Annotated in this window: 42 protein-coding genes; all 42 read right to left on the reverse strand. The window is 36.9% G+C overall.

The annotated features are described in order from the left end of the window. Window positions 1-9: 9 nt before the first annotated feature. The gene (locus D1B32_RS05590; RefSeq protein WP_118888856.1) at window positions 10-246 is read right to left on the reverse strand and encodes a hypothetical protein; all 237 of its coding nucleotides are present in this window, start codon (window positions 244-246) and stop codon (window positions 10-12) included. 86 nt (window positions 247-332) lie between these two features. After that, window positions 333-821, reverse strand: coding sequence for a hypothetical protein (locus D1B32_RS05595; protein WP_118888857.1), 489 nt, complete (start codon window positions 819-821; stop codon window positions 333-335). Window positions 822-871: 50 nt separating this feature from the next. Next, window positions 872-1237 (reverse strand): hypothetical protein, encoded by a 366-nt coding sequence (locus D1B32_RS24130; RefSeq protein ID WP_205126977.1) that lies wholly within the window; start codon window positions 1235-1237, stop codon window positions 872-874. A 68-nt stretch (window positions 1238-1305) separates the two neighbouring features. Further along, window positions 1306-1878: a hypothetical protein gene (locus D1B32_RS05605; RefSeq protein ID WP_118888858.1), complete on the reverse strand. Its 573-nt coding sequence runs from the start codon at window positions 1876-1878 to the stop codon at window positions 1306-1308. Beyond that, a complete protein-coding gene (locus tag D1B32_RS05610; RefSeq protein WP_118888859.1) occupies window positions 1879-2286 on the reverse strand; it encodes a minor capsid protein in 408 nt (135 codons plus the stop codon). Beyond that, a complete protein-coding gene (locus D1B32_RS05615; protein WP_118888860.1) occupies window positions 2283-2771 on the reverse strand; it encodes an HK97-gp10 family putative phage morphogenesis protein in 489 nt (162 codons plus the stop codon). The genes D1B32_RS05610 and D1B32_RS05615 overlap by 4 nt, the downstream gene beginning before the upstream one ends. After that, a complete protein-coding gene (locus D1B32_RS05620) occupies window positions 2764-3105 on the reverse strand; it encodes a hypothetical protein (protein WP_118888861.1) in 342 nt (113 codons plus the stop codon). Before D1B32_RS05620 ends, D1B32_RS05615 begins: the two co-directional genes overlap by 8 nt. Next, a complete protein-coding gene (locus tag D1B32_RS05625; RefSeq protein ID WP_240033744.1) occupies window positions 3102-3443 on the reverse strand; it encodes a hypothetical protein in 342 nt (113 codons plus the stop codon). The genes D1B32_RS05620 and D1B32_RS05625 overlap by 4 nt, the downstream gene beginning before the upstream one ends. A gap of 5 nt (window positions 3444-3448) precedes the next feature. Then, window positions 3449-3718 carry a Rho termination factor N-terminal domain-containing protein gene (locus D1B32_RS05630; protein ID WP_118888862.1) on the reverse strand — a complete coding sequence of 90 codons (270 nt, stop codon included), beginning with the start codon at window positions 3716-3718 and terminating at the stop codon, window positions 3449-3451. 43 nt (window positions 3719-3761) lie between these two features. After that, complete coding sequence (locus D1B32_RS05635; protein WP_118888863.1) at window positions 3762-4754, reverse strand: major capsid protein; 993 nt, start codon at window positions 4752-4754, stop codon at window positions 3762-3764. Window positions 4755-4770: 16 nt separating this feature from the next. Beyond that, window positions 4771-5136: a hypothetical protein gene (locus D1B32_RS05640; RefSeq protein ID WP_118888864.1), complete on the reverse strand. Its 366-nt coding sequence runs from the start codon at window positions 5134-5136 to the stop codon at window positions 4771-4773. A 2-nt stretch (window positions 5137-5138) separates the two neighbouring features. Continuing rightward, the gene (locus tag D1B32_RS05645; RefSeq protein WP_118888865.1) at window positions 5139-5897 is read right to left on the reverse strand and encodes a hypothetical protein; all 759 of its coding nucleotides are present in this window, start codon (window positions 5895-5897) and stop codon (window positions 5139-5141) included. 113 nt (window positions 5898-6010) lie between these two features. After that, the gene (locus D1B32_RS23670) at window positions 6011-6163 is read right to left on the reverse strand and encodes a hypothetical protein (RefSeq protein ID WP_158586212.1); all 153 of its coding nucleotides are present in this window, start codon (window positions 6161-6163) and stop codon (window positions 6011-6013) included. 10 nt (window positions 6164-6173) lie between these two features. Continuing rightward, window positions 6174-7265, reverse strand: a complete 1092-nt coding sequence (locus D1B32_RS05650) for a phage minor capsid protein (protein ID WP_118888866.1) — start codon at window positions 7263-7265, stop codon at window positions 6174-6176. Beyond that, window positions 7265-8866 carry a hypothetical protein gene (locus D1B32_RS05655; protein WP_118888867.1) on the reverse strand — a complete coding sequence of 534 codons (1602 nt, stop codon included), beginning with the start codon at window positions 8864-8866 and terminating at the stop codon, window positions 7265-7267. Before D1B32_RS05655 ends, D1B32_RS05650 begins: the two co-directional genes overlap by 1 nt. 19 nt (window positions 8867-8885) lie before the next feature. Further along, the gene (locus tag D1B32_RS05660; protein ID WP_240033745.1) at window positions 8886-10190 is read right to left on the reverse strand and encodes a PBSX family phage terminase large subunit; all 1305 of its coding nucleotides are present in this window, start codon (window positions 10188-10190) and stop codon (window positions 8886-8888) included. Further along, entirely contained in the window at window positions 10150-11073 is a 924-nt protein-coding gene (gene terS / locus D1B32_RS05665) for a phage terminase small subunit (protein WP_118888868.1), read from the reverse strand. Before terS ends, D1B32_RS05660 begins: the two co-directional genes overlap by 41 nt. Window positions 11074-11118: 45 nt before the next feature. After that, window positions 11119-11343 carry a hypothetical protein gene (locus D1B32_RS05670; protein WP_118888869.1) on the reverse strand — a complete coding sequence of 75 codons (225 nt, stop codon included), beginning with the start codon at window positions 11341-11343 and terminating at the stop codon, window positions 11119-11121. A gap of 131 nt (window positions 11344-11474) precedes the next feature. After that, complete coding sequence (locus tag D1B32_RS05675) at window positions 11475-12755, reverse strand: site-specific DNA-methyltransferase (RefSeq protein ID WP_118888870.1); 1281 nt, start codon at window positions 12753-12755, stop codon at window positions 11475-11477. Window positions 12756-12839: 84 nt separating this feature from the next. Further along, window positions 12840-13640: a TVP38/TMEM64 family protein gene (locus D1B32_RS05680; RefSeq protein WP_118888871.1), complete on the reverse strand. Its 801-nt coding sequence runs from the start codon at window positions 13638-13640 to the stop codon at window positions 12840-12842. Window positions 13641-13805: 165 nt separating this feature from the next. After that, complete coding sequence (locus D1B32_RS05685) at window positions 13806-14261, reverse strand: sigma-70 RNA polymerase sigma factor region 4 domain-containing protein (protein ID WP_118888872.1); 456 nt, start codon at window positions 14259-14261, stop codon at window positions 13806-13808. A gap of 97 nt (window positions 14262-14358) precedes the next feature. Further along, window positions 14359-15114, reverse strand: a complete 756-nt coding sequence (locus D1B32_RS05690; protein WP_118888873.1) for a putative phage abortive infection protein — start codon at window positions 15112-15114, stop codon at window positions 14359-14361. A gap of 97 nt (window positions 15115-15211) precedes the next feature. Continuing rightward, the gene (locus D1B32_RS05695) at window positions 15212-16138 is read right to left on the reverse strand and encodes a hypothetical protein (RefSeq protein ID WP_118888874.1); all 927 of its coding nucleotides are present in this window, start codon (window positions 16136-16138) and stop codon (window positions 15212-15214) included. Next, a complete protein-coding gene (locus D1B32_RS05700; protein WP_118888875.1) occupies window positions 16135-16341 on the reverse strand; it encodes an XtrA/YqaO family protein in 207 nt (68 codons plus the stop codon). The genes D1B32_RS05695 and D1B32_RS05700 overlap by 4 nt, the downstream gene beginning before the upstream one ends. A gap of 80 nt (window positions 16342-16421) precedes the next feature. After that, complete coding sequence (locus D1B32_RS24225) at window positions 16422-16601, reverse strand: DUF6877 family protein (RefSeq protein ID WP_118888876.1); 180 nt, start codon at window positions 16599-16601, stop codon at window positions 16422-16424. Then, window positions 16567-16938, reverse strand: coding sequence for a hypothetical protein (locus D1B32_RS05710; RefSeq protein WP_118888877.1), 372 nt, complete (start codon window positions 16936-16938; stop codon window positions 16567-16569). The genes D1B32_RS24225 and D1B32_RS05710 overlap by 35 nt, the downstream gene beginning before the upstream one ends. 200 nt (window positions 16939-17138) lie before the next feature. Continuing rightward, window positions 17139-17846, reverse strand: a complete 708-nt coding sequence (locus D1B32_RS05715; RefSeq protein ID WP_118888878.1) for a hypothetical protein — start codon at window positions 17844-17846, stop codon at window positions 17139-17141. Between the two features lie 18 nt (window positions 17847-17864). Then, the gene (locus D1B32_RS05720) at window positions 17865-18287 is read right to left on the reverse strand and encodes a replication terminator protein (RefSeq protein WP_118888879.1); all 423 of its coding nucleotides are present in this window, start codon (window positions 18285-18287) and stop codon (window positions 17865-17867) included. Between the two features lie 21 nt (window positions 18288-18308). After that, on the reverse strand, window positions 18309-18833 hold the full coding sequence (locus D1B32_RS05725; protein WP_187393138.1) for a Holliday junction resolvase RecU: 525 nt from the start codon (window positions 18831-18833) through the stop codon (window positions 18309-18311). Then, window positions 18796-18960: a hypothetical protein gene (locus D1B32_RS23675; RefSeq protein ID WP_158586213.1), complete on the reverse strand. Its 165-nt coding sequence runs from the start codon at window positions 18958-18960 to the stop codon at window positions 18796-18798. The genes D1B32_RS05725 and D1B32_RS23675 overlap by 38 nt, the downstream gene beginning before the upstream one ends. Beyond that, the gene (locus D1B32_RS23680) at window positions 18960-19133 is read right to left on the reverse strand and encodes a hypothetical protein (RefSeq protein WP_158586214.1); all 174 of its coding nucleotides are present in this window, start codon (window positions 19131-19133) and stop codon (window positions 18960-18962) included. The genes D1B32_RS23675 and D1B32_RS23680 overlap by 1 nt, the downstream gene beginning before the upstream one ends. 34 nt (window positions 19134-19167) lie before the next feature. Continuing rightward, window positions 19168-19626 carry a single-stranded DNA-binding protein gene (gene ssb, locus D1B32_RS05730; RefSeq protein ID WP_275669468.1) on the reverse strand — a complete coding sequence of 153 codons (459 nt, stop codon included), beginning with the start codon at window positions 19624-19626 and terminating at the stop codon, window positions 19168-19170. A 13-nt stretch (window positions 19627-19639) separates the two neighbouring features. Continuing rightward, complete coding sequence (locus tag D1B32_RS05735) at window positions 19640-20587, reverse strand: Lin1244/Lin1753 domain-containing protein (RefSeq protein ID WP_118888880.1); 948 nt, start codon at window positions 20585-20587, stop codon at window positions 19640-19642. Window positions 20588-20621: 34 nt separating this feature from the next. Then, window positions 20622-21323, reverse strand: a complete 702-nt coding sequence (locus D1B32_RS05740) for an MBL fold metallo-hydrolase (protein WP_118888881.1) — start codon at window positions 21321-21323, stop codon at window positions 20622-20624. Beyond that, window positions 21323-22216, reverse strand: a complete 894-nt coding sequence (locus tag D1B32_RS05745) for a recombinase RecT (RefSeq protein ID WP_118888882.1) — start codon at window positions 22214-22216, stop codon at window positions 21323-21325. The genes D1B32_RS05740 and D1B32_RS05745 overlap by 1 nt, the downstream gene beginning before the upstream one ends. Further along, window positions 22213-22494 (reverse strand): XkdD/Y8K6 family phage-associated protein, encoded by a 282-nt coding sequence (locus D1B32_RS05750; protein WP_118888883.1) that lies wholly within the window; start codon window positions 22492-22494, stop codon window positions 22213-22215. Before D1B32_RS05750 ends, D1B32_RS05745 begins: the two co-directional genes overlap by 4 nt. After that, a complete protein-coding gene (locus D1B32_RS05755; protein WP_118888884.1) occupies window positions 22494-24458 on the reverse strand; it encodes a hypothetical protein in 1965 nt (654 codons plus the stop codon). The genes D1B32_RS05750 and D1B32_RS05755 overlap by 1 nt, the downstream gene beginning before the upstream one ends. Continuing rightward, a complete protein-coding gene (locus D1B32_RS05760) occupies window positions 24436-24627 on the reverse strand; it encodes a hypothetical protein (RefSeq protein ID WP_118888885.1) in 192 nt (63 codons plus the stop codon). The genes D1B32_RS05755 and D1B32_RS05760 overlap by 23 nt, the downstream gene beginning before the upstream one ends. Before the next feature lie 258 nt (window positions 24628-24885). Then, window positions 24886-25137: a hypothetical protein gene (locus tag D1B32_RS05765; RefSeq protein ID WP_118888886.1), complete on the reverse strand. Its 252-nt coding sequence runs from the start codon at window positions 25135-25137 to the stop codon at window positions 24886-24888. A gap of 10 nt (window positions 25138-25147) precedes the next feature. Further along, window positions 25148-25279: a hypothetical protein gene (locus tag D1B32_RS24425; RefSeq protein ID WP_262366387.1), complete on the reverse strand. Its 132-nt coding sequence runs from the start codon at window positions 25277-25279 to the stop codon at window positions 25148-25150. Then, on the reverse strand, window positions 25276-25521 hold the full coding sequence (locus D1B32_RS05770; protein WP_118888887.1) for a hypothetical protein: 246 nt from the start codon (window positions 25519-25521) through the stop codon (window positions 25276-25278). The genes D1B32_RS24425 and D1B32_RS05770 overlap by 4 nt, the downstream gene beginning before the upstream one ends. Next, window positions 25509-25787: a helix-turn-helix domain-containing protein gene (locus tag D1B32_RS05775; RefSeq protein ID WP_118888888.1), complete on the reverse strand. Its 279-nt coding sequence runs from the start codon at window positions 25785-25787 to the stop codon at window positions 25509-25511. The genes D1B32_RS05770 and D1B32_RS05775 overlap by 13 nt, the downstream gene beginning before the upstream one ends. Between the last annotated feature and the right edge of the window lie 97 nt (window positions 25788-25884).

Here is a 25884-nt window from a genome sequence, read left to right on the forward strand (position 1 = left end):
ACCTCCTTTCTATCCGTTATTTTCAATTAATTCATTGGGATCAAAATCCCATTCATATAATTTCTTTTTCTCTTTTTCCTTACTTCTCGGCATTAACAAGCTTTCAAACTCTTTCTTAGCTTGCTGAAACTTAGGGTCCGGCTTACCCATCTGTGGTTGCGAAAATATATTAGATAGATACTGGATATACATTCTTGCTTTTTCTTGCTCAGCTAGATTTCTCTCTTCATCGAGCTCCATATCCATATATTTGAATAACTCTACTGCAGGGCTTGTTACAACTTCTTTCCGACCTCCGAGTTTCTTAGATAGCTTGAATATAAAGGCTTCTTCTATGCTTGCTTCTCTTCCAGTTGTGTCCTCTTCGGAAAAAGATTCATAACTTTCACTTGTGACTTCGTCAATGCCAAAGACTTTTTTGCACGATTGATTAATTTATCAATGTCATTTACTTGAATTACTGCATCATAAATATCAAACACGTCTTCAGGCTTTTGCTGCATGAATACGTCATATTCAACATCCGATAAGACAGATAACAGTTCGAATGCCTTTTCTGGAATTTCTGCTAGCAGAACATCCATAGCACCCAATAACTTTTGGACAAAGCCTTGATCTAAATCATCAGCATTAATTTCTGCTCCTTGTTCAGCAAAAATTTCTTCGAATAGCGATTTCAAATGTGGATCATTTTGAGCTAACTTCATGACATCTTTGACTACCTTAATTGCACGTGTAATTTGAAATAAGTTAAGCTCCTCAACTTCATGTTGAATTGTTTCCACTGTGTTTTCTTCCTTGATTTTTAGATTTACTTTCATTTGAATCCTCCTAATTTGTTGTAAATAAAAAAGAAGAGCAGGGAGATGACCTACTCTTCAGGTACTTCTTGGCTTGGCCAAGGAAGTTCAATTGTATTTCCATTCGATAATTCAAATATAATGTTGGTTCCGTCGGATGTTGCTCCAACAACACTTACGCCATCTGTTCCTGGTGAACCCGGGTCCCCTTTATGTCCTTTCAGTGATTCTAACCATTCTCGTTCCGTACCTTCAAAACCGTTATCGACTGCAATATCATAAGCTGATTTCCCATCAGAGCCGCCCTGTAAAGTTACTGGAAGTGGATTGTTCTCTGAAATAGCAACCGGGTTATCATTAGCATCGTAAAACTGTGGTAAACCTACTTTCGTACCAAAAATCTCGGTAAATAAAATATCTTTATCTGTCTTAGGCATCGTGTTCCTCCTTTAATTTATCGCCATTCAATCAATAAAAAAAGCCAACGAAGGCTGTTGAATGGCGTTTATTCGTTTGGGGACGTATCTTCCGCGTTTGGGTCCACACCACCACGATAGAAGAAGTTACCCGGCTTAGAAGCGTCAAATCCTTCACGTGGCATCATTGTTAGGGTAATCGTAAAATTACCTTGTTCTGCGTTATATTCACGTTCAAACCCACCGATAGAAGCCATGTTATAGATATTCCAGTCCCTGTCTTTAATGGAGTCAGGTAAAATTCGTGGATGGATACGTACTTTGCGGCCTTGAACTTTCGTACCGATTTTAGCATCCATCGCCCCAACCTCAGTTCCACCTTCCGTTTCTGTAATAGGCTCGGTGGAAGCGAGAGCAAGTTCTAAAATCTCTGCATCCTCTTGTCCGGCAACAATCACTACTTCACCTTCCCAACCAGATAGGCGACGTTCTACAACCGTTTCGCCAAAGTCTACAAATGTAAACTCGGTGTATTGAGGCGTTAAGTTTAAAGACCCGCCTTCTGCTTGCAAGTAGTCTTTACCATCAAATTTAATTTGATTAGCCCCTTCGCCGATGGTAATGTCAGCTACACCATAAATATATTGTTTTTCTTCAGCCATCTATTTTTCCTCCTTTAAAGTCACGTCAAAATTGACGCTGTATTCCATAATTCCGTTGTTATCTCCAATACGTAACGGGTCACTTGCAGCCATAACAAAAAGGACAAGATAATGTTTCTTCAACACTACTTGTCCATCTTTCTCGTAATCTACAGCAACTCTAAAGTTACTCTTCTTATGCAGTTGTTTATAGGTTAATTCAGCTGCTAGTTTTGCATAATCCCAATCACTCGACCGTATCCATACTTGATAGCCAGGATAGCGGTATTCGGTATCGTACCTATCAGGCTGGCCGCTTGAAGTCGAATAAACAGTACCAGTACTATCCTCCGCAGAATAATAGTCAACTGTCCAGGTTAAACCAGGGATAACAGCTTCGAGTTCATTCATTAACGCTTCTTGTATCATGATTTACTCCTTAAGATGCGGTCTATCGCCTTTTCATTCATTTTCTTATAATCTGGTTCGGTAGCTTTAATCGCATTTTCAAGATACTTGCGACCAGGACGATATCCTCGCCACATCGATTTTCCTCTCGTTCCAGCACCTAGACCATCAATATAATATCCCGGAGAATGTCTACCTCTTTCATATTTGTCATAAACACCTGGGCGATAAGGCTCTTCGTGACGTCTTAGAGCATAGTCACTATTAGAACCACCTTCTACGATGACACTAGCACCGCTTTTTTGCGCCTTTTGAAAATTAATTGAATCCTCCAAATCACCATGATTATGATGAACAAGTGCTTTTGCTCCTTCTTCTACTAGCATGCCGTATTTTGTATATTCTTCTAACAGCACTGGTTCAACATTGCGTTCCATTTTTTTAAGGACTTTGATATATTTGTCAATGCCGATAAATTCAACATTAAAAGCATTTTTCCTAGCCATCAACAAACACCGTCCTGTAATAGACTTTGATGCCTGATAGATTAGTAGCTTCATCTTTTGCAACAATTGTACCAGTACCTTCTTTTCCATCAATTGTCACATAATCTAGTTCGGTTCCGCTATCCGGATTAAAGTCACGCGGTAAATCAATTTCGAGATTAACACGGCGTTCTCTTCCGTTTGCATCCCGTACTAATTGTGACTTGAATTGAACACGTGCTTTTGATTCGATTGGTTCTGTTTGCGGCCTCCCATACTTGTCGTTAATTAGCCTGCCGTTTTCGTCCAAAATAGGTACATTTGCGATGACTTTTTGTCTCATAGGAGGAATCATATTAAACGACCTACCTTTGCTCTAGGAGCAGGCTCTAGCAATTGAATAACCGTCGGAGAAATCTCTGTTCCATCGAATGCTACAGATACACCCTTAACGCTATAAGATTTCACACCATGGCGTTTCAATTTAGAGAATTCCTCTTCCTCCCCTTCAAGCATGTAAAGGACTTGTAAAGCAACCGCACGATCTGTGATAATTTCTACCTTGAAGTTATCTTTTAACAACTCATATGCATCGAAAATGATTTTATCTTGGTCTGTACTTTCTAATTCTTCATACAGGTGATTTCCATACATTTTATCGAGATATTCTTTAATAGATTCATTGGTGATCAAATTGATCACTCCTGTTCAGATGCTTCGATAGTCTTAATTAAATCTTCTTTTTTGAGCTTGGTGTAATCCTCAATACCACGTTCTTCAGCAATTATCTTAAGTTCATCAACTGTATGTTCTTGAAGTGACTTTTCACCTTTTTGTTCTTCAAGGTTAATTAGTTCTACCTTGTCACCTAGACGATCACCTTGTTCTTTTGTCAGTTCTACTTCCCCATCTGTAGGAATAATTTTTCCTTTATGGACTAAATATGCTTTAGCAATATATTTTGGCATTTGATTTCCTCCTTAATCTTTGAAAATGAAATAGAGCGCCAAATTAGACGCTCATAATTACAATAGATTGTGGACGTTTTATAGCTGGGAATACTGTTTCCCCAATAAAAATAGCTTGACTTGGCGGATTAGTTTCCTTGATTTCAGTAACGGAATAAATTCCGCTTTGGTAGTTTTTCTCAACTGTTGGTCCTAAGTATGTGTTACCTAGTTCATCGCCAAGAAATACTACTTTATTGTCTTCAAGCAATGGTACTTCTCCGTTACCATAAACATCAATCACATCGTCGTTAATTTCATATGGTGGTAAACCTAGTGCAGTTAATACATTTGAAATATCATTTCTAGTTAATAAACGTTGCCCGTTGTTGGTACCATATACTTGAACACGAATCTGATCATTATTTAATAGGTGCGCTTCGGTAGCGCTAGTCATATGCATAACACGTGGCTTTTGTCGCTTATTTTCCTTTTGATACTGTTTAACTGCTGCCCGAATATCTTCTAATGGTGTAGATGCAGAATTTGACCATGCAGTAGTAACACTGATTTTGTTACCCTCTGGAATTCCGAAGTTAACATTCAAATGAATATCGTTTTCGTCATCGTCATATTCAAGTACACCATTGTATACTGCTTGAGCACGCATATATTCTTCAACATCATAAACACCTTGGATAAGATCGTCTGTTGTATCATATACGTAATCGATGGCTTGATTCTTTTCTTCATCATCTCTCGGACGATTAAACCGTAGCAACTCTTCCTCATCCAAACGTGTTCCATGCTGTACTTTCGCTACAGAACCAAACGCTTTTTGTAAATCTTTCTTATCACGTAAGGGTGCAGATGCATTAAATCCAGTTATGCTTGCTGCTTGACCATACTTACCGTTAATCACATTGTACGAGAAGTTAATATCTTTTATCGTTTTGTTCGGTAGTACGTTTCTAAGTTTATATTCTTTAGCTACAGGTACGTTTTCTACGTAACCTTGAAATTGTTCCCCTTGAAATTCTTGTAAATGTAGTGGCATTAATTATTCCTCCTTCTTACGCATCGAAGCGTAAATACCCTTTTACTTCTGCCTTAAACCCTTCAGTAACACCAGTGCATTTGCTTTCTAATGGATGTCCTGCGATAAGCACACCTACAATTGGATTGGAACCATTCACAACTTTTACATCGTGAGAAGTTAGTCCAGCACCTTCACGTGTTTCTCCCTCTTCTGCATCTGTCCACGGAACATAAAAACCATCATCACCTATATAAACTGCTGTACCAGCTTTAACATACTCGCCTGTAGTAAATTTAGAAGCGTCTAAAGTTGCTCCACCTGTTTTATATTCAGTTCCTACGTTATTACGTAAAAAGTTTTTACCAGAAACAATATCAATCTTTGTAGGCTGTAAATTCATTGTTATTCGTCCTCCTTTTTATGTCTTTCTAATGCTTTTTGGCGACCAGCTTCTTTCGGGTTCACTTTCTTTTTCTTGTTACCTTTTTGACGGGATCCAGGAACAAAAGTAGTCTTTCTTTTCTTTTTCGCTGGCTCTTCTTCCTCATCCTCCTCTTCATCATCTGCGGCACCGAAATACTCTGGGAATTCCTCTTCCAATTCCTCGAATAATTCTTCAAGATTTTCTGCTTCCCCATCTTCATCCAAATGAATGTCATCCACGTTGATCAGACGTGCTAACAGTTTTGGACTTACATCATTATCGACAGCATATTCTTTGACGAGAGCTCTCTTTTCTCTACGTTCCGCCCGCAGGAGGCGTTTTTCTTTATCAGTCAGTTCTGATTTAAGTGTTTCAAGTTCTTCGTCTTCATCATCATCTTGATTTTGTTTTTTCTTTCCAGCCTGTTCTTTGAGTCGGCGATACTCTTCTGGATCAATACCTTCATACTTCTTCATTCGTTTACTTAATTGACCTTTAAATTTAGCATTGTATTGTTTTTTGAATTTAGGGTCCTTAAGTAATTCATCCAAGTCCGGAACATCATCCTCTGGATCTTCATCATCGAGATCGTCTTCAGAATCGTCCTCTGGGTCATCGTCATCCCCATCAGCAAAAAATTGCAGTTGCATTTTTAACGGCTTTGTTTCCTCTTTCGTTATCGTAGAAAGGTGACGCTCAAATAATGAGATAAACCATGTAAGTAATCGTTTTAACATTTCAATTTCCTTCCTCTGCTTAGGTGCAGGAGCCATTACTCAAGTTGTTCTTTAAAGCCTGCAATCATGGAAAAAGGCATAATAAAAACACCTAGCGCTTGTCTGCCAGGTGTTTACTTACTACCGTCAACAATATTATTGAATTTCTCTAAATACTCTTTTCTGACCTTTTCCGGTATGCGCTTATCCTCGGTTATTTGATGGATAAGAGTAATCATACCTGCTACGGCACCAAGCATTTGATTTGGATTGTTTTTCTTTGCCATATTTATCAACTCATTCCTTAATTGATTTCAAAGCATCTTGATAATCTTGCATTAATTTCTGGTAGTTTTCTGAATTAGCTCTCTTCATACGTTTAAATGCACCTAAATTTGCTGGAGCATCATCACCTAATAGCCCTTTAATATCTGCATATCGCTTCTTTTCATAATTATTAATGCGATTGAGGCGCTGTTGTTCTTCATATGCTTTCTTTTTGGATGCTGTCCTGGTGTCTTTGTTAGGATTGAAATTCTTCCATTTGCGCTTAACCTCTTCAATTTCTTTAGCAGACTTAAATTCAAGTACAAACGGCCGAGTAGATCCCCTGCAGTTCGCATGCCTTGGTGGTAGTGGGGCTTCATCTGTAGTCGGGAATCCCTCATGTTCACCAGTTAAACTAACCACAATACCGTTATATTTGGCACATTCGGCACATCCATCACCACGCTCAAATATTTCTACCAATCCTACATCATTTTCTAAATAGCGATTTTTAGCACCCTGTACATTTGCCGTTTTTAAGTTAGTTCGTACTGTTACTTCTGAATAAAAATCAAGTGGCAACTTTCTACCATCAATGGTCATGAAGCTTGTCATACCTTCTTTAGCGAACGAATCAGCAACCCTTTGAGTTATTACTCTTCTAGGCTTACCATGAATAATTCCACGCTGTAATTCGTTTTTAACGGAGCTGAGAGCATTTTCAATACTTCCAAGAGTGTTTCTTCTTGCCGTGCGAATAGCTGCTTTCAAATCTAGCATGGTGTTATCTGTTATTTCTGAAACTGCCTCCATATGGACACGATTTGCAAATGCTGTTGCAACTTGGCCACTACTCGATATACTTCCAGCTAATCCATTTATAGGGTTTATCCCTGTGCTATTCAATGCTCTAGTTGCTTCATCTAAGCCAGAAAAGTATTCCTTGAGAGATTCAGAAGGAATAACTTCTTCGATAGCTGCATCAATTCGAGCAAACATGCTGTCTATGATCTCTAATGCTCTTTTCGCTTCCCTGTCATTTGCTAGGTTTGCAACATGAAGCAATTCTAATATTTCTAGCTTCATAGCACGGATAATTTCTAATAGTTCTTCACTGTTCATTACTCATCATCCTGTACCGGATTACCATCAGCATCCCTATTTCCCATAAACTGCTGTAATGTCTGTCTACCATTCATTAATGAAAAACTATCATCACCAGATTTCTCAGCTTCAATACGAGCAATCTCTTCACGTATCCATTCTTCGGATGCATTAGGGTTATTTCTTCTAAGCGTTGTTTCAAGTGATTGTGTCGGTATGTCATTCGCACCCTCAAATGCCATTTTGTTTTCTTCAATCAATTCCTTACGACTAATTGGAATCATCGATTTAAGCATGATTTCTGGTTCCTCTATCACAACAGCATCGTCATTATAGTTAGCAAGCCACAACGCACTTTCAATCAACTGCTGCAAGAAGTAAATATATTCAGATTGAATTTGTTCGGCCTTAATTAACGATGTGAACAAATCATAAAATTTAGCCACACCAGATTGAGCACCTGTTGCAGTAGTCTTGTCCATGTAAAAATCCACGACTTTTTCAGATGTCTTAGTTTCCATAAGCATGAGTTTCATGAGGTCTTTTACCCACTGAATATCGCCAATTTTAGTAATATCAATCTGAATTACTTCCAATGCTTTTCCCTGGTCATCGAACGTGGTAACTTCTAGATCACGATGATCTATTTTTGATTCATCACCGTATCTTTCATGCGCCTTTTCCATTAGTGCTTGCATAACTTCTTTAGAAACAGCAATACGTGGCTTTCCATTACGCTCAAATGTGATAGCGTTCCTTGTGAGCGTCCAATTGATTTCATCCTGTTTACCATCTTGCCCTTTTAAGCATGAAGTACCTAATGGATTCATGAATGTTTTTTCATTCGGCCAATAAATAACAAAAGGTCTACCTCTACCTAGATAAACCTTTTCCAACTCTTTCATATCTAGAAGCTTTTTTGCTTCATCCTCGGGAACTTCTTCCGTTTTACGTTGTTCATTAAGTATATAAAGCATGTGCTTGGTGTGTAGATCACCATCTTTTACTTCCTCACGGTACACATGCAAATACTCTTCATCGTCTATTTCAATTTCATAGGCTAAATCCACTCCTAATCCATTATCATGAGGGTAATACACGTCTCTAGCTTTAAATTCTAAACGTAGCCCTAATTCGTCATTCCAAGGTACACCCACTAGACCTCCATCAACTTGTTGCTGCAAGATATTTCCCCAATGCTCAAATGCTAGATTGCTATTCTTTTGAATCTGATTAATAATTTCCTGCTGTACATGGATGATTCTACTTACTTCGTCTCGTGGTTCATCCACTAACTCGTCTGTTTCTTGGTTAATGTTTTCAGTTTGAAAATCATCCGGCGATAAAGAGGACTGTATATTGCCGATAGAGCGACTTACTAGCATTGCGGGTATCTCAGGTATCAACTTACATATATTCGCTACTAGGTATGGTGTTTGAACGTTTTTGGCCCGTTCTGTACCATACATAATGTTGTCTATAATCTCTCCTTTGGCTATTAACTCCTTAGCGCGCGGAAAAATCTCAGAATGCTTCCCTTCGTACAGACTACGATAATAAAATATGTTACCGTGTGTTTTCTCAATTACAGAAGCATCAAATTTTGTCCAGCTTGGCATATGATCACCTTCTTTCTGTTTACCATGCGTTTACGCTACTCACTTTAGCTTTTGGAGCAAATAAGATTGTATTTACAAAATATCTGTCTGCATCCATTGCGTGGTCAAACTGTTTAATTGGTTTGTCTTCCCCTCTATCAGCTGCCTTTTTGTCCCAAACATAAGATGAGAACTCTCTAAAAGTCTCTTTACAACAGTCATTAAAGAGAATCATTTCATCCATCAAGGCCGTTTGCACGTTTCTTATTCCATCGAGAACAGCATTCTTAGCTTCAATAACGTAAAATCCATCTTTCCTCAGTTGGGCGATAAAACTTGTTGCAGATGGATCCACAATAATTCCTTTTGTGCGAATACCTTTGACGAATGCTTTTAAATCCTTGCTGTATTCAACATCCGTTTTCTGTCTGGAAGAGTTACGACCATCATAATAATACTCTTTGATCTTGTACCATTTGCCTTCGAACTTACCCCACAAACCAAATGTAGAGGGGTTCTGAGTTCCATAGTCGATTGATACATAGTATTCTGTGTATCTTCTATCTTTTGTTTGAACAGAATGCTTGTCCTTGTCGAACATGTCATATATAACACCTTCAGCAAGCACCCATAACCCAAGAATGAATCGCTGATAAAATACTCCTGTGAACATTCGTTTATAACGATTTATTACTCTAGCAGATAAAGAAGGGTTATCATCCATGGTAAAATGCAGACGAATAAGATTCTTCTCTTTCAGCTTGTCGATGTATTTTTCTTTAAACCAATGATATGGACTTGCTGGGTTACAGTTATACCAATACTTTGAGCCATCTACTGAACAACGGGCTTCCGCTTGGCTAACAAATGATTCAGGCATCAGTGCAGCTTCATCGAAGAACATTCCAGCCAGTGTTATCCCCTGTATCAAGTCCTGTGACCTTTCATCTTTTCCACCAAAAACATAAAAGTAATTGGTCACCCCGTTTTTAGATATGGTTAAGAAATTATCTGCCCTATGATCTTTAACTAGATATCCTCTGGACTTAAGCATTCGCTTTAATGGAGTAATAACGTTACGTCTAAATGCTCCAATAGTTTTTCCTGCCATTCCTAGGTTTTCTTCGTTAAAGGTTTCCATAGCCCACATTACGTAAGAAAGTGACATAACAACCGTTTTACCAGCACGAACGGATCCGTCGCAAATAATGCCATCTTTATCTTTCATTGGGGATTTAGGATGCCACCAGGTCAATACCTTTTTCTGTTTCTTAGAGAATGGACTAAACTTAAATAATGCAGGTTTAAGCTTCTTCGGTTTCGGAGCTTCCATCGTCGCCGTCATCGTCCCACACCTCCACCGCAGCATTACCTAAAGCTTCAATAAATCCATCATCCTCATACTCGATTCCATCTTCTCCATTTATTTTGGCAATCTCAGCCTTCATTTTATTAATCTGGATTTGTAGCAACTGTTCTTTCAATGGTTGCTCTCCGTATGATTTCTCGATATCATATTTTTGTTTAACGGCCTTAACCAATTGATTAGTTATTCTGGTCAACGCTTCCTCAATATTCATAATGTCATCGATTTTACGGTAATGAGTTTCTTCAATTTCCGTAACCACTAACGCAGAAGTTTTAACAGGAACCTTGTGTTGGACTCCATCCTTTTCAATAACATGAATATCCTTCGAATCTTTTAACTGTTGTAGCACTCTTCTTTCTGATTCATTTAATCCATTCTCTAACTGTTTAATCCGCTTCATCATTCTACGCTGCCTAATAGATAGCTCCCTAATAGTTATATCAATTTGATAAAGTGGGTCAGTCTCGATTGATTCGAATAATTCCTTTTCATCATCATCCAGATAGTCCCACATGATAGTTTCATATTCTCCGGTTGTTACTGCGTTCCGATTCCCAGGTGGTGGTGAACCTCCGCTGTTACCTTTTGCGTTTCGATTACCAACAGGAGCTCCGCCACCTTTGTTTCCTTTGGCGTTCTGATTTCCTTTTGGTGCTCCAAAACGTTTAGGAGCGCTCCTTTTCGATTTAGGAACGCTCTCTTTTAAATCTCTATCCCATTTATCTTGTGATTTCCATTTTCGGATAGTACTTGCAGACACTTCTAACTTTTTGGCAATGTCTACAAGCTTCATTTCTTTTCCGCTTTCTAGCCAAATCCGTTTTGCTTCATCCCTTTTAGGGTCACGTGGTCTAGCCAACCTACATCACCGCCCACCTCCGACTCTTTAAGTTTGAGTTCGTTTTTAAAAATCATCTTTTTGTAACTCTAGGTCTATTTCAATTAGTTTCTTTAGATCATCAACTGATTTGATTTCAATTCTTCCCTCTTGAAAGTCCTTCACCCAACGAGCTATACTGGCCTGAATAATCTTCCTGTACTTCTCCTTTGATTCTAAGACACCAGTAACAGTCATTGCTTCATGCTCTATTAAAAGCTCTTCATTAGAACGTTTGTTTGCTTTTTCCATTGCCTAACACCGACCTTTCAAATATAATGAAAGTGAGATAGTGGCTATTACTCAACTGTGGCCACAGCTTTCCACTATCTCTGCCGTGTTTCGGCACTAATAGGGAGAAGGTGTTACCAGCACCTTCTCTTTTATTTATTTAATAAAACAGGTTCGATTCCTGTGCTTTCATAGAATCGATTTTTAATAACATCACAAAAAACCGGATCCAATTCCATAGTCCGGCATTCTCTATCTAGCTGCTCGCATGTCATAAGGGTAGAACCACTCCCACCAAACAAATCAACAGCAATGTCTTTCTTTTTACTGCTATTTTTCAAAGGAATTGCAATTAATTCTAATGGTTTTTGTGTAGGATGAACATAATCATTAACGTTGCCTCGGCCAACTTCCCAAACAGTTGATGGTTCTAGTTCTTCACCTAGTAAACTAGATCTCCAGGTGGTCGTTTGTTTTCTGTCTCCGTACCATGCAGGTGATTTTCCTTTTTTGTAAGCGTAGAATACTGGTTCATGTTGCCATTTATATTGAGACCAACCAAAAGAAGGGTAATTCTTCACCCATATACACTGAGCACGAACTGAAATTCTGTGTTTATTCATAGAGTTTTCAAATTCACGCTGATAGGATGAACCATGAAAAACATAAATAGCTGCATTTTCTTTCATCAAATGAGAATAACTTTTAAATACACCATCTAGGAAAACATCAAATTCCTCTGCAGACATATTGTCATTCATTATTTTGTCTCTACCGGATTTACTTAATTCCTTAGAATCACTTGTTACTGCAACATTGTATGGTGGATCCGTTATAACAAGATCAGCTTTATCATGACCCATTAACTTTTCAATGTCTTTGAAATTTGTTGCATCGCCACATACCAAAAGATGACGTCCTAATTTCCATACATCACCATAATTTGTTTCGGGTTCTTTTATATTTTTTATTGCTCCTTCAACGTCAAAATTGTCCTCTTTAATAGGCTCATCCACTTCTGTATCTGATGGAAGACCTTCAATCAGCTCTTTAAATTCGTCTTGGTCAAAACCGGATAATTCAATGTCTATTGGACTATCGGATAACTCTTGCAGTAACACCGCCAGTTTTCCTTCATCCCAATCACCGCTAATTTTGTTTAGGGCAATATTTAAGGCTTGTTCCTTGGTATTATCCATATCTACAACGGAGACTTCAACTTCTGTCATTCCTTCTTCTATCAATACTTTTAACCGCTGATGCCCACCGACAAGATTACCAGTACGTTTATTCCAGACAAGTGGTTCAACATAGCCAAACTCATGTATAGAATTCTTTAGTTTTTCATATTCAGGATCCCCTGGTTTAAGATCAATCCTTGGATTATAATCTGCTGGAATCAATTTATTAATTTCAATAGTTTCGATTTTCATAGTATATTCCTCCATAAAGAACACTCAATTCATTTATATTTGAGTGTTTCGATAATATTAAAAAAGCACCCGTTAGGGTGCCAATCATTCTACATATTTCTCTATTTTGTTTAAGGTATTATCCAATTCTTTTTGCAGTATATAGATGTTCATTTCAATAATTTTCTGTGCTATTAGTTCAGAATTTTCCATTGCGTACACACTTGTTTCTCTTTTTATAAGATATTTTTTATACAATTCCTCAGAGAAATAACAATCTTTCACTTCTTGAAATAAACCCATAAATTTCTGTTGCAACTCTAAAAGCTTTACCTCTGTAGGTTTAACATAGTTTGATAAAACTATTAACCTCATAATATCTTTAGTTATCTCAAAATGATATTTTCTATAATTAGTTCTTAATTGATATATTTGATCTTCTTTATCTACACTACTATTCCCTTCAATGCTTTTAACCTGCGCATGTTTGATAACAGAAAATGTAACTAAATCATTATTTAAATCGATATTTATTGATGATATTTTTTCAAGTAAAGCTTGCATTTCTTCGATTTTTTCTAGCTTATTAATTAGATGAAATTTTTCCATTTCTCTCTTTGTAGAATGTTTATTTTCCATTTCTATTGATTTTATTTGCTGCTCGTTTTGTAATTGGAATAAATACATTTGCTGCTCATATTGTTTTTTAATTTGAAACCGTGCCACAAAGTATACTACACTCGCACTAACGATAGCACCAATATACGTCCCCCAGAACGCAATCCATGTATCATCTTCACCCAATTGGAAGGTTAATATTCCAGTATCAAGTAAAGCTACTAATGCGAATGGTGCTCCCAAAATAACAAGTATCACAAACAGAAGCATAAGTATTTTTTTAACCAAATGACATATCTCCTTTTCTAACTATCTTATACTGACAATATCTACCTATTTCAATATACATCTTTTCAAGGGAGTATTCATCTGTTTTACATACGAATTTAATTTTATGCCCGAAAGGGCAAAACGGCCAAGGTTTTTAACCTCGCCGACCTCCCTTCCAGTCTATCATGCTGTTTTTTTATCAATCAAATCATGCAAGAAGTGGCATTTTTGGCATATTTGGCATAACATTTTCTCTTTCATTAGACGAATCTTATTACGATTAATTCCTAAATGATCAGCTATAGATCGATAGCTCATTCCCTCCATCATACAATCCAGGATAATTTTCTGTTGTTCGTCTTCCAAATAATTAGCAATACTTTCGATAGCTTTAACGATTTCTTCATAATCTTTATATCTGTCGTACAAACGTTTGTCTCTGGCATCAAGGGCATCCATTTCAGCATAGCTTTTTAAAGATGTATTCGCTTTAGGTAACGTAGCCTCAATCCCGTATTTTGATACCATCCCTGCAGAAGGTGTCAAACTGTAACGTCTCCAAAGTATGGAGCAAATTCTCGATACTTCCTTCTTTCTCCAGTAATACTGATAGATTAGATCCTCAACCTGTTTTTTCATCAAATCCCACTCCCTCAAGTGTTTTTGCAAATAAAAAAGGACACTAAACAACGCTTATTGCGTCATTCAGTGTCCTCCAGTTGGCTGGTAGAACTTATTATTGAATTCTTTTACTTAAAGCATTGATGTCTTCATAATCAAGAAACCATTCTAGGGAAGGATTGTAGCTCTGAAATAAATCTTTAATTTCTCTACCGTTATTTGAATTTAAGAAACAATATAAAACGTATTTTTCATCACTGCTTAATAATGAAAAAAACATATTTAAATAAAATCTCTTTTCTTCAAATGTTAATCCCTCATTTATATCAATTAGTTTGATTATGGTTAAAACGTTCTTGAAATAATGATCTAGAAGGTAATCAAATTCCGAAAATACTTCTGATAGACTTTCCTGAAAAGTAACCTTAAAGGAATCTTTGTTATCCTTGCTCTCTTCAATCTTCTTTATTATTAAATATTTATAGAATCTAAAAACCTTTCTACCTTCATAAGTTTTACCATCGCCGGGGTGATTATTAGTAAATCCCATCCCTTTAATAATTTCATTATGGTTATTTACTATGTTAAAAAATGTATTTTCAAATTGTTGCAAAGCCATTGTTTTACTTTGTTCTGTAAAAACATCTCTCGTGGCTATTAATTCTTCTCTCTGTAAAGACAATTCTTTCTGTTGCATAATATTAGCAGATACTAATAATAGAAATGCTGCAGCAGATAAAAATGGGGTAGCTGCCTCTCCTAGATACATGGCAAACTTTTGTTCAATAAACAAAGGAATAATAAATGCTGCAATTAATAAAATAGATCCCAAAATCATAAAAGTATTTTGTAAATTCATCTTTTCTTTCAAAACTCTTCCCCCTTTCCTTCCGCATCCGCTTCACTTTACCATAATGGAGAATCATCAAACAGTCACTCAGTGTTCCCCAGATGGCTGGAAGAACTATTTATTTTTGCAATTTGAGAATAAATTCAACTAAATAGTCTTTATAGTTAACAGACTCTTGATTAATTTCTCTTATTATCTGATGAGCTAGCTCATCAGTTTCTTTCATTTTCCTCTTCGTTGTTTCTTCATCTTTAACTTTTAAACCATCAAATTTCTTAATCTCGTGATGTGAATTAATAATATGGTCATTAATTCGATTCTTAAAAATTTTACTATCATCATACATAAATTCAATATCTTCTATATTACTTGTGTCTTCAATAAAAGTTACTTTAGAAAAGAACAATGATAGCATTTCATTTAAATTTAAAAATAACTCATACTCCCTTTGGGACACTTCTGGTAATTGTCTATTTATATGGTCCTCATATTGTCCTTTGTAACACGCTAAGTAAAGATCTTTTATCATAATAAAGTAATCACTAGTCAATAAAGCAATTCTGTTAAGAAGTTCGAGTATCCTGTTTGTCTCATTAATCATTATTTCTAGGTATATTCTATTTCGTTCGTTAGCATCTGTTATTCTTAATGACTCCGTTTGATTTTTAAGTTGTTTCTCGAAATGATCTTTCTGTAGTGAAAGTTGTTTTTCAAATTGCTCTTTTTGTTGTGAAAATTGCTTATCGAACTGCTCTCTTTGCTGTGATATTTGCTTATCAAATTGCTCATGTTGTAGATCTAAACTTTCTTTATTCGCTTGAGAATCTTTCTTTACGATATATAAAGTTGTAAGAATTACTGCTATCATACCTATACCGCCACCAATATAACTCCCCCAGAAACTAATCCAACTATCAGTAGAACCTAAGGCAAAACTAAAAATATCTAAGTTTAATAGAATTGCAATAATCAAGGGTATTACTAACATTAACAGAATTACAATTATCCCTAAAAAAGTCGTTTTCCCTTTTAAAAAACCTTTCAAAACTCCTCCCCCTCTTCCCGCCGCATTCGTTTCACCTTCCCTTGATGTGTAACGATTTTGTATTCACCGAATGGTGGGAGCTCCCTCATCTTCACTACACCATCACAAATAACTATCACACAACTGGAAGGCATATCCATTATATCAAATTCTAGCTTACTTGCTCCCTCTACTAGTTGAAAATCTTCTTTGTTTTGCTGCATTTGCTAGATCACTCCCTGTTGTTATTAATTTCTTGAAAGTGGTAATTGCACTGGGTTGACTGGAGGAGGGTTGGTCTTTTTTATTTGTTTAATTTTTCTAATGAAACAAATCTCCTCGCAAAACGTAACTGTTGCTCAATGTATGGATCATCTTCGTTTCCTCCGGATGCCAACCAGTCTCCAATTCTCTGTTTTATATCTTTCAACACTGACAGGGGAAGCTTATCAGATATATTTGTTATCTCTTGTAATGGTGTCATGTTTTTCTGTTTCTCCTTTCAAAGCTTCTCTAGCAATGTTTAAAACCTTCCATAACTTCTCGTTGTAGGGTGTGAATAAAACTGATTCTCCAGATTCTATTACTAGTAATGCCTGTTTGTAGCGTTGGTTTTCTTTTTTGAGTATTTTCAGATTGTTAGTATATGTTTCATATTCATCATTTCTTGCATCTTCCAATTCCTCTACACGTTCAGATTCCTGAATTATCAAATCTTCTAAATCAGCAGCCATATTAACTGTTTCTTGGTCACCTACAATCCCTAAAACACATCTGATATGGTGTAATTTTTCTTTTATCTCTTTCGACCGTCCACTCATCAAATAGTCCTCCTCACCAAATATTTTTCATTGTTCTCACCGAGCAAAATAAGATAATTAAACTTTTCGATGAAACCATCTAACATTTTTATTGTTTGACTAAATCATCTAACAACTATAATTTCCTTTAACAAATCTAGCTGCATTTTATTCCTCTTTTCTGTGCGAATGTTAGGCCCGCCGAAACGGGCCGTTATTATTTATGCAATGATCGTGATATGCTTGGAATTTATTTCTTTTGCTAAAGCTGCTTCAAGATAATTTTTTATGTTATCAATTGCTTCATTCTTCCAAGCCCCTCCGTCTGCCTCGAATAGAGCACAACGTGGACCAGATTGCATCCGGAATATGAAATCACTCTGTGGTTGTTCAACCTCAACAAATGTACGATACGGAGCAAGCGATACAGGATTTGGTACTTCCACGTTTCCAACTGAAGCAACCCCTACTTTTGCAACTACAGCTTGGGATACCCCATCATCACTAACTGTTTTAACCTGGTCTTCCGTGATATTTCCCACCACTTTCAACATAATGTCACGATCTTCACTTTTTACAAAGCATGATTGAAGCTTAATGTTAAAATCCTCCGTGTCGTACCAGCGATCAAATCGAAATTCTGGGATAAGCGCCTCGGCGTTTACATAGTAATCTCTTACTCTATCTCTGTTAAGAGGGGATTCCACTCTAACTTCTGTCGGACTTACTACATGGACAATCATTTTATCCGATTTATCTACGCCTGAACTAACATAATCTACTAATCCGCTTAATGTGTGAACAATAAATGGTCCTGCAGTTGGCTCCTCAATTAAATGTAATTTTTTATCCGAATAACTTTGGCCATTTTCCTTGTGAATTTCCGCTTTACCCATACCTACGATGTACTGCAATGCTTCTTTAATCATTTTTCATTCCTCCAATTTTTAATTAGTTGATTGATTTCTAAAACTGATTACTTTATCTGGACCTTCTCCTTTGACTACTTCGTTTACTTTTTCACCCGTATCAATCGCTACATCTCCATCATCATCGACAAACATTTGACCCTTTACGCCAGAACGAAGCTCTTTTCCGATGATATTTCCATTGGTATCAGCGCCCATTAACAACTTGGTATCAGCTTCTTTAGCTGGCAACAGTTTCGATTTTGCTACTACTGAAGCGTTGATAACGTCCCGTCTTTCATCACCATAAAATTTAACTTGAATAGTTACTGTTCTTGCTTTCTTTGGATCCGTGTTAGGATCTGCGATGTTATCAAGCACTTTCTGAAGTTCCTCGTTAAAACGAGCTGCTAATGCTCCATCTGCGAATTCATTTAAATCGACCATGTAATCAAATTCCATTGGTAATACCTCCAATTTTTATTAAGCTGCTGATTCTATCAAACTATCAACGACTGACAGGTAATCGAGTGGCACCCCGTTTTTCGATTCAACCATAAATGCATAAACCTCTATATCATACATTGGAATAGATTTTCTCCCTCCTTCTTTAGCGTTTTTAATATATTTTTGAAGCATGTTATTTGGAATAAGATAAACCTCTCTAACAGCACTCATTTCGACGATTAGGAAGGAAACCGCTCCTTGCTTTTCTGCATGGTCCAAATATCTGACCTGATGATCTTGAATGATGCTGAATGGGAGTCTCTTTTCATTTGTTGACTTTGCTTCAAAAACGATTGATCTACCTTGATAAACTCCGTCGTAATCAACGGTACTCTTCTCTTCAAAGAACCCACTCAATACTCTGGTTCCTTTTGATTTCAGAACCTTTACTGGTGTAGGTCGCTTGTTGATTAATGCTCGTCCCTTGTTTTTATAAAGTTGATTGGTGTAATTCAATTCAATTTCAAAGGCTTGCCCTCTTTTGCCTGTATAAATGCTCATTTTGTATTTTACCTCCACCCTTTTTGTAGTTATTTACATAAGCATTTGTTCCGTTACCGTTAATCCACTCTGACAGCTTTTTTGGAATAACTATTGGATCCGGACCTCTACGCTTCTTTACTGCCATCAGAACCACCCACTTTCAGGGTTTCCAGCTTCAACTCTAATCGCTCGTTCCCTTGCTAATGCTAGTTTTAGTTCTCTCTTGGTTTTACCCTCTGTGTCGAGATAACCCAATTCGTGTAGTTGATCTTTGATGTGATTAATCATGAGCTGTTCTTGTGTATAAGCTAATTTCATGAGATCACTTCCTAAGGTTTATTTTTGATTCTGGTCAAAATGGGAGATCATCATCTGATATATCAATTGGGTCTCCGCCTTCAAATGAATTATTTTGACTTGGTTGCACATTTGGTTGACTACCGCTATTACTTTGACCGTAACTTCCATGGTTATCAGAGCCTTGATTACCCTTAGACTCTAAAAACTGAATACTATCGGCAACAACTTCGGTAACATAGACCGTTTTACCGTCTTGTCCTTCATATATCCGCGTTTGTACTCTTCCATCGACGCCGATTTGACTACCTTTTTTCATGTAGTTTGCTAGATTTTCAGCTGGTTTTCTCCAAACAACCCCATTGATAAAGTCAGCCTGTTGTTGCTCACCCTCTTTTTTGAATGGGCGATTTACCGCTATGTTGAAATTAGCTACTGCGACGCCGTTTGGTGTGTATCGTAAATCTGGATCTCTTGTTAACCTACCAACTAAAATCACTCTGTTTATGCTCAATTTAATTCCTCCTTCATTTAGCAAATTGCTTTAATCGTTCTGCTAGCCTTCTCTGTTGTTCGGCTATATCATTATTTTCTTCTGAAGTTTGTTCAGCACTTGCAGCTTGTTTGTGTTTTTTATTTTTAAACCAGTCTGGAACAACTTCTGCTTGTTGTTGTCTAGGATAAAAAGGTTTTCCAGACGTCTGTTTATTTTTGAACTCAACCTCTTCTGCATTTGCCTGCTCGATGGTTTTAACCCCTTTTTCATGCCATGATTTCAAAATACTTTTCGCATATCCCCAGCTAGGTTTATTTCTATAAAGCGATCTTTTTAATGCTTCAGTGACCATTTCATCACCCATGTCATTTATCCAATCAAGCATTTCTTCTGTGATACCAGGTCTAATCATTCCAATATTGTTTTGATAATAAACAATTGCATCGTCAGTAGTTGGAGAAGGTGGAGTTATTTCCTCTACTTTCTCTTTACTTTCCTTTACTTTACTTTCCTTTACTTTACTTTGTGTACTAATGTCATCATCTATCGAGTTAATGTCTACAATAACTAAGTTTCTGTACGCTTTAATGTCCTTTTCGTCCAATAACAGGTATTCAGTGTCGATGTTGACACGTTTTCTTCTGGAGGATGCTTCTAAATATCGCTTTTGAATCCCAGTAGAACTAAGGATTTTATGGTTGTCATATAGTTGTTTTGAAAAAATACCCCACTTTAAGCAATCATTAATGACCTCATTAACTTTATTAATGTCTACATTAACTCTACGTGAGAATAATAACTGTTCTTTTTCTTCCCATTGATAGTAATAACTGTTGTCATAGATTTTCATTAACATTTTTATAATTACACCGAAACCTTCGAGTCCATGTGTTGCTTCAATTAATGCGATTTTGTCATCTTGATCTATGTCAACATCTAATGGGAAGTAGTCTAAGCCTTCTTTTATTGGTCTGGCCACTCACCTCACCTCCAACCCGTTTTATTTTGTTAATTCATGCGATGTAAACTACTTTTCCTGTCAGCTCTTGTATTTCTCTTTTAAAAAATGCTTCATTGCTATTTGCATCTGACAAGTGTAGTAAGTGTATCTCTTGAACTTTTGATAGATCATTGGCCAACAAAAACTCCTTAACGTTTTCTAAGCTAAAATGAGACTTAATAAGACGATTTTTCATACCTATATGGGTGTGTCCGTTCTCGATGTTATTATTCAAAATATCCATGCTATAATTGCACTCAATTAAAAGATGTGTTAGCCCCTTGAACTTGTATCGAATGTAATAAGTATCAGTAGCAAACAAAAGCTTCTCACCAACCTTATTTACTAGCAGGAATCCGTATGGTTCCGATACATCGTGCTGAACATCAAATGGAAGTACTGTCCATGTTCCAATTTCAAATTGCTGCTTAGATTTAACCTTTTTGATTCTATGATTACTAACCCCGACCGCTTCTGCGGTTCCTGGTGACATGTAACAGTCAATTCCTGACCTTGTGACGTCTTTTAAACCGGCGCAGTGATCTTTATGCTCATGTGTGACCAAACACCCTGCTAAGTTACTAGTTTCAAAATTCAGCGCTCTTCTGATTGATTTGAATGGTATTCCACACTCCAGAAGCAAGGGAGTGCTACCATCTGTAATATGGTAGCAATTTCCCTTTGATCCGGATGCTAGTGTCTTTATTTCAATCATCAGAATGCAGGACCTTGATCTTGGTGATTTTGCTTCGGTTCAGGCACTGATTCTGTAGTATCTTGACGATCATCACTCTGGTCAACTTCCGTAAACTCTACATCTTCAACGTCTATTTCTTCGCTATTTGCATTTTCTGCAATTTGTTTTTGAGCTGACTTTTCTGGAGTAATATCTACTCGGTCATTGTCATATTCATTTTCAGTTGAATTATTGATTGCTTGGACAAGTAAATCACTGTCATCACTGGTATTGATAAAAGCTTTTGCTGCTCTATTGATAACTGTACGTTTGGCCATCTCTTGCGGGAATTTTTGGTGTACCGATTGCTTTGTTTTAGATTGTGCCCAAGCTGTATCGATTTCTTTTCTAGTCATAGGCGTCAACAATTCCTCATCATCACTTGTTTTAACTACAGCATAGGCTCCTAAAATATCGTTATCTCTATTCAAGAAGTTTGTTTCATGCTTCAACAATTTCTCGCGCCCGCCAACGATTTCATAATCAAAAACATCTCCTTCAAAAATTACGTTTGCCCAAATGTCTTTTACGTTTGTTAATCGTTTAAGAACTGATTGCGTACCAAAATAAGAACGATTAAGTTGCAGTTGATCACCGTAAACGATGAAATAACATTGAGTTTTAGCTGGGCTTAAACCTTGTACAACCATGTCTAACAATGAATTCGCTACTGATTCCCTGGTACAAACCTCTAATGCCGGTCGGCCGCTCTTATCTTTCACTTCTCTTAGTTTAAAAAAGGCACTTTTTAACGCGTTGCTAGCATTATAGTTGGATGGGAGTTGCAACCCATCATCCTGCAACCTAGTTAAGCTTTTATTTACATCGTCTGTAATATCTTTTTGAATAATTGCTACTTGATTATTGCTCATTCTCTTTCTCCTCCCGCTTTTCTAATTGCATGCTCTGCCCTTTCCCATACGTCGATACTATGGACTTCATCGTTACAATACTTAAGAACTTCCTGTAGCGCTTCGAGTAATTCCGGTGCAGCGCTTATTAAATGTCTATCGGAATCGCTTGATATGCTTTCAGCGACTACTCGGCCGCCATAGTACGCAACATGTTTATCATCAGTGTTTTCAATGCGATCTGTTATTACTGAGTCTGAGTTCCTACCTAACTGCCATTTACCAGGAGTTCTACCCATTAAGCTGCCTCCCGCTCTTCTTTAACTTCAATTCTCAATTCCTTATCTTCTTCGGAAACAATCAAGCTAATAACCTGCGCATCAATATCAATCAATTTTGTAACACTCTCTGCGTTATCAACGAATATTGGAGCTTGTACACCGTAATGCTCTGATAGAGTATTGATAATATCCAAGCCAACATTTATCCTTGCAGCATTGTTCAAACCGCTTGAATAAGGAACTCCTTCATACGTTGTTTCACACGTTTCCTCTAATCCACCGTTAATATGTTCCTTAAACAGATTGAACCTAGCGTATTTAAATTTGCTGTTTATTTTCTCGGTAAGTAGATTTACCTTTGTTTTTACGAATTCTTCAGCAAGGAATAATTCATGCTCGAGTCGCTCAAATTCTGCAGCTAAATTCTGTTGTTGCTCCTCAAGCTCTGCAATTCTAGACTTAACTCTTCCTGACTCATTTAGAGAGCTTAAATCTGATGTTAGAGCGTTCTGCTTTTCTTTTAATGTTTGAATCTCAATCTGAACTTCTTGAACAGAGGCTTCAACTGACGTTTTCAAAGTTTCAATTTCTTGTTCAGAAACTTGTCTATCGTTCATAAGCTTTTGATATAAAGGATTTTCAGAGATAGGTTTAATATTGCTTTCTGATTCTTTAATTTTGGTTTCGAGCTTGATAATCTCAGATTGTTTATTAGATACTTGCTGATTAAGTTTGTTTATCTCGGTATCAGCACGTTCATTTTCTTCAATAAGAATTTGCAATTTTTCTTTTAGTTCAACGCCCTTTTTATTTATAGTTTCAAGCAATTGCGCCTTATTGCGATTGAAGTTAGCTAACGCTTCTTCCTTTTGTTCCTCTGGAAGGTCTTGACCGCAGGTCGGGCAGCTACAACTATTTTCATGATCGAACTCCTGAGTATTTCTTTCAATCCACTGATTACGCAGTTCTCCCATGCGCTCTTCTAAATCTTTGATATTACTTGAATTAATGCTCTTACGTTGTTCAAACGAGGAAACTCTTGACTGTAGAATGCCTACATTAGATTGCTCCTCTTGAAGTTTAGCTTTTAAGCTGTACAACTCTTGTTGACCCTGTTGAGCATGTTCTTTTTTGACGTTAGCTAGTTCCATGTCAATCTCACTGATTTTCATTTTGAGATTGTTAACCTCACTACCACTACGTAGGTTATTTATATTTGATAGTTTCGAGTCTATTTCATCTGCCAGATTATCAAGTTCAGAAAGGATATTTTCTTTACTTAATCCTCCGGTATCTGGCATTCCTCGGTATAATTCGTCAATTCTTATTGGAATGCGATCCAGCTCTTGATTTATTTCTTTACGTTTAGCAGTAATTACTTTTTTATGGTCCTCGATGCTTCTACCGCTCAAAACATCGATTAGTTTGGATAAGTCTGAATTAGTTCTAATGACATCTTCGTCGGTAATATCTCCCGCAATTTCAAGAAGCAAATCACGACGGTCTTTCCAGTGGACATTTTCGTTGAAAAATCCTGGACTGGTTAGGAGTTTAAATACATCCTCTTCTACGATGGATTTTATAATTTCTTCATATTCTTTTTTCTTACTTGGGACGTCGTCTACGTAATAATCTGTAGTATGGCCAGTAAAATTAGCTGTAATGGATCCACGTTTTTTAGTCCATTTCTCTGTGAACACTTTTTTTAATGAAAGCTTTCTGTCATCTATTAGGAAAACAGCTTCCACTTCGTGATTAAGTTTGTGAATGACTTTCCCATCGCGCAAGGTCTTAATTCCAAATTCCTTTTGATTCTGACTGTCTTTATCGAACAGCAACCATATGAATCCATCCTTTGCAGTCGTTTTACCGGTTCCGTTTTCTCCAAAAATACCTGCATTCATTCCGTTAAACGTAAATTCTTGATGCTTAATCCCTTTAAAATTGGTGAGCTCCAGCTTAAGCAATATTATTTTCTTCATCGAAATTCTTCCCCCATTCACTTTCGTAGTATGAAACTAAAGATTTCAAATCCTCAATTGTTCCCATTTCAGCAATAGACCTAGCAACTGCAGTAAAAATTAACTGCCTGTTTTCTGGTTTAGAGTCCTTTTTTCGGGCATCCATGTAATACTGGACAAAATTATTCACATTAACCTCTCCTTGTCCCTATTTCTAATCCGATGTATAATAGGGTTATATTTGATTAATTTGGTGATTTTCAAAACGTCCGGTGCAACGGGCGTTTTTATTTTATTCTCCTTTCAATTTATTAGGGTTAATCTCCCCTTTAGCAGACAGAAACACCTAGGAGGTTATCAGGGGGGATGAATCGATATTTCTATCCGCTAAAGGAAGGACTAAGCCTTCCAAATCTATTTAGTTTGTGGTAAAATATAATTAATCTATTTAATCCTGCTCACTTGACACAGTGGGCTTTTTTTCTGTCCAAAATACGACTTCTTCTAGGTCTGCATGGATTGGGTAGTCTGAATATCTATTCGTTTCAGCATCACTCGTAAGCACAGAATGCATATTTAGAATTACGTAAAACTTATTGTTTTCATCACGGAAAGCAACAGACGATAATTCTCCGTTTCCATGCCAATCAACTTGTGTTAAAAGATAATCATTGCCCCATAATCTGATATAAGCTCTCATTTAAACCCTCCTAAACTAAAATCATAGTGATGATAAATATTAAAATTGGGCTCCCCATAATTCCGTAAAACAGTAATTCCTGTGATAGTGTTACATCGCTAGCATCGTCAGCGATAAAGTATTCAATGATTCGATTTCTCATGGATAAAACCTCCGAATCTCTTCTTGTTCAATCAGGTACAACAAATTTCTCGCTTGGTCATATAGTTTCTTTTGTTTTTGCATTTCGGCTAATCGACGAGCTGATTTAGCTGCTGATTCTAAGTAGTTTGCAATCTGATAATAATCTTTTTGATAACCGTGATAAGTTGCCATAAACATACTGTTAGAAAAATCCTTAGATTCTTTTTCGGCTTTTGGTAGATCTTCATCTAAAAAATCCATGTAAACCCTCCTAGTATTGTGCCTGTGATTATTGATGCGTATGGTTGTAGTTGATCGACCACTTGTGCAGATGCATATAGAGACATAAGCACGTCTGGGTTGTTTGTGATTTTGCACCACTTTATTAAAATTTCCGCTTTAAGTTCATATAGATCTGTTTCCAACCTAGATACATTGCTGATTGACATATAGAGCGCATTAGCCATGCTTTCTTGGCTCATACCAGCTCCTTTCCGCATTTTTCGTAAGATCGCACCAAATTGCATTCGCTACTCACCTCCCTCGAATTTGCTCTATAAGCAAATTTGCCACTATGGCAAAGACCTGGGATGCTGACTGACTTATAATGTAATTACCGACTCC

Source organism: Oceanobacillus profundus (assembly GCF_003515705.1).
Lineage (GTDB): Bacteria > Bacillota > Bacilli > Bacillales > Amphibacillaceae > Oceanobacillus > Oceanobacillus profundus.

Excerpts from the sequence above, each read along its gene's own strand:
- D1B32_RS05590 (WP_118888856.1), bottom strand. The coding sequence starts at position 246 with ATGGATATGGAGCTCGATGAAGAGAGAAATCTAGCTGAGCAAGAAAAA.
- D1B32_RS05595 (WP_118888857.1), bottom strand. The coding sequence starts at position 821 with ATGAAAGTAAATCTAAAAATCAAGGAAGAAAACACAGTGGAAACAATT.
- D1B32_RS24130 (WP_205126977.1), bottom strand. The coding sequence starts at position 1,237 with ATGCCTAAGACAGATAAAGATATTTTATTTACCGAGATTTTTGGTACG.
- D1B32_RS05605 (WP_118888858.1), bottom strand. The coding sequence starts at position 1,878 with ATGGCTGAAGAAAAACAATATATTTATGGTGTAGCTGACATTACCATC.
- D1B32_RS05610 (WP_118888859.1), bottom strand. The coding sequence starts at position 2,286 with ATGATACAAGAAGCGTTAATGAATGAACTCGAAGCTGTTATCCCTGGT.
- D1B32_RS05615 (WP_118888860.1), bottom strand. The coding sequence starts at position 2,771 with ATGGCTAGGAAAAATGCTTTTAATGTTGAATTTATCGGCATTGACAAA.
- D1B32_RS05620 (WP_118888861.1), bottom strand. The coding sequence starts at position 3,105 with ATGATTCCTCCTATGAGACAAAAAGTCATCGCAAATGTACCTATTTTG.
- D1B32_RS05630 (WP_118888862.1), bottom strand. The coding sequence starts at position 3,718 with ATGCCAAAATATATTGCTAAAGCATATTTAGTCCATAAAGGAAAAATT.
- D1B32_RS05635 (WP_118888863.1), bottom strand. The coding sequence starts at position 4,754 with ATGCCACTACATTTACAAGAATTTCAAGGGGAACAATTTCAAGGTTAC.
- D1B32_RS05640 (WP_118888864.1), bottom strand. The coding sequence starts at position 5,136 with ATGAATTTACAGCCTACAAAGATTGATATTGTTTCTGGTAAAAACTTT.
- D1B32_RS05645 (WP_118888865.1), bottom strand. The coding sequence starts at position 5,897 with ATGTTAAAACGATTACTTACATGGTTTATCTCATTATTTGAGCGTCAC.
- D1B32_RS23670 (WP_158586212.1), bottom strand. The coding sequence starts at position 6,163 with ATGGCAAAGAAAAACAATCCAAATCAAATGCTTGGTGCCGTAGCAGGT.
- D1B32_RS05650 (WP_118888866.1), bottom strand. The coding sequence starts at position 7,265 with ATGAACAGTGAAGAACTATTAGAAATTATCCGTGCTATGAAGCTAGAA.
- D1B32_RS05655 (WP_118888867.1), bottom strand. The coding sequence starts at position 8,866 with ATGCCAAGCTGGACAAAATTTGATGCTTCTGTAATTGAGAAAACACAC.
- D1B32_RS05660 (WP_240033745.1), bottom strand. The coding sequence starts at position 10,190 with ATGACGGCGACGATGGAAGCTCCGAAACCGAAGAAGCTTAAACCTGCA.
- D1B32_RS05670 (WP_118888869.1), bottom strand. The coding sequence starts at position 11,343 with ATGGAAAAAGCAAACAAACGTTCTAATGAAGAGCTTTTAATAGAGCAT.
- D1B32_RS05675 (WP_118888870.1), bottom strand. The coding sequence starts at position 12,755 with ATGAAAATCGAAACTATTGAAATTAATAAATTGATTCCAGCAGATTAT.
- D1B32_RS05685 (WP_118888872.1), bottom strand. The coding sequence starts at position 14,261 with ATGAAAAAACAGGTTGAGGATCTAATCTATCAGTATTACTGGAGAAAG.
- D1B32_RS05700 (WP_118888875.1), bottom strand. The coding sequence starts at position 16,341 with ATGCAGCAAAACAAAGAAGATTTTCAACTAGTAGAGGGAGCAAGTAAG.
- D1B32_RS24225 (WP_118888876.1), bottom strand. The coding sequence starts at position 16,601 with ATGACACCATTACAAGAGATAACAAATATATCTGATAAGCTTCCCCTG.
- D1B32_RS05710 (WP_118888877.1), bottom strand. The coding sequence starts at position 16,938 with ATGAGTGGACGGTCGAAAGAGATAAAAGAAAAATTACACCATATCAGA.
- D1B32_RS05715 (WP_118888878.1), bottom strand. The coding sequence starts at position 17,846 with ATGATTAAAGAAGCATTGCAGTACATCGTAGGTATGGGTAAAGCGGAA.
- D1B32_RS05720 (WP_118888879.1), bottom strand. The coding sequence starts at position 18,287 with ATGGAATTTGATTACATGGTCGATTTAAATGAATTCGCAGATGGAGCA.
- D1B32_RS05725 (WP_187393138.1), bottom strand. The coding sequence starts at position 18,833 with ATGAGCATTTATACAGGCAAAAGAGGGCAAGCCTTTGAAATTGAATTG.
- D1B32_RS23675 (WP_158586213.1), bottom strand. The coding sequence starts at position 18,960 with ATGGCAGTAAAGAAGCGTAGAGGTCCGGATCCAATAGTTATTCCAAAA.
- D1B32_RS23680 (WP_158586214.1), bottom strand. The coding sequence starts at position 19,133 with ATGAAATTAGCTTATACACAAGAACAGCTCATGATTAATCACATCAAA.
- D1B32_RS05740 (WP_118888881.1), bottom strand. The coding sequence starts at position 21,323 with ATGATTGAAATAAAGACACTAGCATCCGGATCAAAGGGAAATTGCTAC.
- D1B32_RS05745 (WP_118888882.1), bottom strand. The coding sequence starts at position 22,216 with ATGAGCAATAATCAAGTAGCAATTATTCAAAAAGATATTACAGACGAT.
- D1B32_RS05750 (WP_118888883.1), bottom strand. The coding sequence starts at position 22,494 with ATGGGTAGAACTCCTGGTAAATGGCAGTTAGGTAGGAACTCAGACTCA.
- D1B32_RS05755 (WP_118888884.1), bottom strand. The coding sequence starts at position 24,458 with ATGAAGAAAATAATATTGCTTAAGCTGGAGCTCACCAATTTTAAAGGG.
- D1B32_RS05765 (WP_118888886.1), bottom strand. The coding sequence starts at position 25,137 with ATGAGAGCTTATATCAGATTATGGGGCAATGATTATCTTTTAACACAA.
- D1B32_RS24425 (WP_262366387.1), bottom strand. The coding sequence starts at position 25,279 with ATGAGAAATCGAATCATTGAATACTTTATCGCTGACGATGCTAGCGAT.
- D1B32_RS05770 (WP_118888887.1), bottom strand. The coding sequence starts at position 25,521 with ATGGATTTTTTAGATGAAGATCTACCAAAAGCCGAAAAAGAATCTAAG.
- D1B32_RS05775 (WP_118888888.1), bottom strand. The coding sequence starts at position 25,787 with ATGCAATTTGGTGCGATCTTACGAAAAATGCGGAAAGGAGCTGGTATG.